Origin of the sequence: Planktothrix sp. FACHB-1355, from assembly GCF_014748295.1 — a bacterium.
Lineage (GTDB): Bacteria > Cyanobacteriota > Cyanobacteriia > Cyanobacteriales > Aerosakkonemataceae > Aerosakkonema > Aerosakkonema funiforme_A.
Genome location: NZ_JACJUP010000672.1, coordinates 1 through 3,807 on the forward strand (window position 1 = coordinate 1; position 3,807 = coordinate 3,807).

4 protein-coding genes are annotated in these 3,807 nt (G+C 41.2%); 2 read left to right on the forward strand and 2 right to left on the reverse strand.

The features are described from left to right. Positions 1-195: 195 nt before the first annotated feature. Complete coding sequence (locus tag H6S82_RS22780) at positions 196-1,533, forward strand: SLC13 family permease (protein ID WP_190474389.1); 1,338 nt, start codon at positions 196-198, stop codon at positions 1,531-1,533. A 56-nt stretch (positions 1,534-1,589) separates the two neighbouring features. On the opposite strand, the gene H6S82_RS22785 is transcribed toward H6S82_RS22780, so the two are convergent. After that, complete coding sequence (locus H6S82_RS22785) at positions 1,590-1,805, reverse strand: hypothetical protein (protein WP_191056755.1); 216 nt, start codon at positions 1,803-1,805, stop codon at positions 1,590-1,592. 572 nt (positions 1,806-2,377) lie between these two features. On the opposite strand from H6S82_RS22785, the gene H6S82_RS22790 reads away from it, so the two are divergent. Then, positions 2,378-2,935 carry a GAF domain-containing protein gene (locus H6S82_RS22790; RefSeq protein ID WP_322112019.1) on the forward strand — a complete coding sequence of 186 codons (558 nt, stop codon included), beginning with the start codon at positions 2,378-2,380 and terminating at the stop codon, positions 2,933-2,935. Between the two features lie 378 nt (positions 2,936-3,313). Here the strand turns inward: H6S82_RS22790 and H6S82_RS22795 are convergent, their stop codons facing one another. Further along, a complete protein-coding gene (locus tag H6S82_RS22795; protein WP_191056754.1) occupies positions 3,314-3,688 on the reverse strand; it encodes an SH3 domain-containing protein in 375 nt (124 codons plus the stop codon). Positions 3,689-3,807 lie beyond the last annotated feature (119 nt).

Consider the following 3,807-nt stretch of genomic DNA (forward strand, 5'->3'; position numbering starts at 1 on the left):
ATCCTGCCTGCCTTTAAGATTCTTTTCTGGAGATGTCTATTAAAGATCGAACATTGGCCAGAAAAGTTTGTAATGTTTGTGCTTGCCAACATTACAATCAGCCCCAAATATTATTTTTTTATTACGCCACCTTTACGCGGGTGGCTTTTTTTTGTACGATGCGATCGAGTATCTAACTCAGTAGAGGGGTAGTTCGTGGAAAACTGGCAAGCTATTATTGCTACTTTAACCTTTGTCGGTGTAATTTTCTTAATCATGACTGAGTGGATACACCTAACGATCGCTGCCTTTTTAGGGGCATTGATATTAGTTTTCGCTCACGTCATGACTTTAACAGAAGCTATAGGATACATCGGTCAAAGTCATGCAACACTGAGCTTATTCTTCGGAGTAATGGTACTCGTGCGATCGTTTGAGCCAACCAAAATTTTTGATTACTTAGGAACTCAAATAGTTTTGTTGGCTAAAGGAAAAGGCAATCGCCTACTTTTAGGTATTGTGGCTATTACCACTCCCATTTGTGCCTTTTTACCAAATGCCACCACCGTAATGTTGCTAGCACCTTTAATTCCACCTATAGCAGAAGAAGTAGGTGTGGATTTTGTGCCCTTGCTGATCTTAATGGTTTTTATTGCTAATAGCGCTGGCTTGCTAACAATTGTTGGCGACCCCGCCACTTTCATTGTGGGAGATGCAGTCAATATTAGCTTTACAGATTACCTAGTTCGCTTGAGTTTGGGAGGTGCGATCGCTATTTTCACGGTGATAGCTATTCTCCCATTTTTATTCCGCCCAATATGGCAGAAAAATTTAGACGACCTAGAACATTTGCCACACCCAAAGATTAATCATCCCCGCGTTTTAGCAGTTGGCGCATTAATAGTGGCTTTCGTATTAATTTTCTTCGTCATCGGAGAAATGCTGCCGACCCCAATTTCTCCAGCGACAGTTGCTTTGTTGGGAGCAGTTTTAGCATTGCTACTTTCACACCATAGCAAAATAGATTCTGTCAATAATATATTGAGGGATGTTGACTGGAGTACATTGATATTTTTTATGTCTATCTTTGTGCTTATTGGGGGGTTGGAAAAAACTGGTGTAGTTGGCAGTTTATCAGGATTATTGGCAATAGTTTTAGGCAAAAATATTGCGTTTGGCTCAATAGCTATCCTCTTTTTTGTCGGAATTATATCGAGCGTCGTTCCCAATATTCCGCTTGTGGTGGCGATGGTGCCATTACTCAAACAATACGTAGTTAATGTAGGCTTAGTAAGCTCAGAAGTACTATCCCCAAACTTTCAAGGACAGTTCCCACCAGAAGTGCTACCGTTATTTTATGCCATGATGTTCGGTGCAACTTTAGGAGGAAACGGTACGATGGTAGGTGCTTCTTCCAACATCGTAGCGGCAGGAATTTCCGAACTGCACGGACGCCGAATTTCGTTTAAAACTTTTCTGAAATACGGCTTACCTGTGATGACGCTGCAACTGATAATGGCAGCATTGTATGTGATTGTTCGCTTTTTAATCTAGGGAAAGTTAGAAGCGGCGATTTTCATCAGCAGGAATACTTACTCTCCATCTCGATCTCAAGCGGCGGCTGAGAGGTCGTCGACAATTTTCACCCGTCCTTTGAGTACGGCTCTCAGCAGTCTGTTGAGAGAGCATCTGTCTTCTTCATCCAAGCTTTCATCGAGGATAGCTGCTAGGAGTCCGTAGCGATCGGCTACCGTAAGAACACCAGTATCGGTAACAGAGGCGAGAATTTCAGAAATTGCACCGGGAAGAAGATTTACTGGGTACATCATGGCAGTGGGTTGAACCCTACATATCTAATGTGCCGTGTTTTCGCCAAGGCAAGTGCGATCGCTTCGATAACTAACCTGTGAGAATTACTGGATTTTTGAGTGATGCAGCCTATCACATCTCAGTGATCTCAATTACAAAGCCGATGCCAAATGCCCAAACTTGGATGCCTTTACTCACATCGGCTCTTGCGTACATGGTGTGATAAGTAAAGCTAATTTATGACGCTAATCTTTGCTGTGTAAGCATTTCCATTCCCAATGCCCAATCCCCAATGCTCAAAAAAGCGGTTTTCCACACTAAGTACGGAAGAACCAAGCTAATTATGAAAAATCAATCCTTCTAAAGCTCTCTGTGTTTCGCTTGATTTTATCAGAAATTATTTTAGTTATACATATACAGTAGTTATTAGAAATAAAAATAGTTCTGTTATTGCACTTCTTAACATTTTTTTAAGAACTGTGAAAAACTTCGCCATAACACTTTAAGTTAAGACGCTCGCCAATTTGAATACTGTTTTGAGAATTGGAAAGGCTATCATAACAAAAGCTGCAAATTCTCTTGATTTAGCATGAGTTACCATTCCGTGCCAAATAACTTCGATAAAAACTCAGACTCCAATCCCACCGTGCCTTACGGCGATCCTGATATGCGAAGATTTGCTGACCGTCTTGCTAAAACTCTAGAACGGGATGCTTTAATTCAACAAACTACAGATGAGCTGAGAGAGTTTCTGCAAGTCGATCGCGTCGTCTTATATTACTTTTATCGCGAGTGGAAAGGTCAAATTACCTTTGAATCCATAAGTTCTAAGCAGTTATCGATTTTAGGATCGACAGGCCCGGACGATTGTTTTGATGATGAATACGCACAAATGTATCTGGCGGGAAGGATGAGAGCGATCGCAGATATAGAATCAGAGATCGTCAACCCTTGTCACCGAGATTATCTCCGCAGTATGCAAGTTCGCGCTAATTTAGTCGCGCCCATTCTCAATTCCGTCAGATTGTGGGGATTGCTAATTGCTCATCACTGCAAAGAAGCTCGTCCCTGGTCATCTCCGGATATTGAAGCAATGAAAAAAGGTGCAGAAACCTTAGCAAACGCTCCGGCAATCCGAAATAGCTGATTTGTAGAGACTGGTTATTTCTAGTCAATTATTCTAATTTGGACACGGTATCATCAAATATTTTTCGATCCAAAGTTTTGATTATGCCGTGTTCAAAGACGCATTTTTATAACAAAAAATATCCAAGTTAGTGAATATATAATAGAGTTTTTACAAACTCAATATCGGTATAGCGATATTTAATAATATTTCTGCATTAAGCATCTTTATTTGCCTGGGTATTTGCTAGAAAAACGGTTTCTAAACTTGGCGCACGGAAAAAACAGACTCCCTTCCACAGAGTCTGTTTTAATTGATGATATTCGAGCGGAGCGATCGCACAATTTTCATGGTAAAATTTAAGTGCGATCGCTCCTTCAACTTATCGGCGAAATTATCTTATCGGCAATAGCTCAGATAGGCTCCAGATACATAACCGCTAATTGGGCCAGTAACTCTTACCCAACCGTTGGAGCTATAACCGCTAATTCTGACACGAGTTCCGTTGTATAATTTGCCGACAATACGTCCTCCTGGAACTCGACGGACATTCAGCCGACCGCCATTTGTACTAACTCGGCGACAGTAGCCAGCACTAGCAACTCGATATCCACTTCCGCTTCCGCCATAATATGTTGTCACTGTGCGCTCATAACTGACGCTGCGAGCTACTACTGTACTGGCACTCGCCGCAGAGGGAAAACTAAATCCAGTCATGCCTACAGACAATAAGGCCATGACAGCCATAGATTTTAATGTTTTCAAGAGTTTCATGTGGTCAAATCCTTCTCTTCGCAAAAGATAAAAATTGAAAAATCAACTTCGCTTACCTTTCCAGAGCCTACTCATTCAAAACAGGAAATTTTGGAAAAAATTTTAGTTTTTGCTAATCT

What these genes read in the sequence shown, in the direction of transcription:
- H6S82_RS22785 (WP_191056755.1), bottom strand. Translation starts at nt 1,805, where the DNA reads ATGTACCCAGTAAATCTTCTTCCCGGTGCAATTTCTGAAATTCTCGCC.
- H6S82_RS22790 (WP_322112019.1), top strand. Translation starts at nt 2,378, where the DNA reads ATGAGTTACCATTCCGTGCCAAATAACTTCGATAAAAACTCAGACTCC.
- H6S82_RS22795 (WP_191056754.1), bottom strand. Translation starts at nt 3,688, where the DNA reads ATGAAACTCTTGAAAACATTAAAATCTATGGCTGTCATGGCCTTATTG.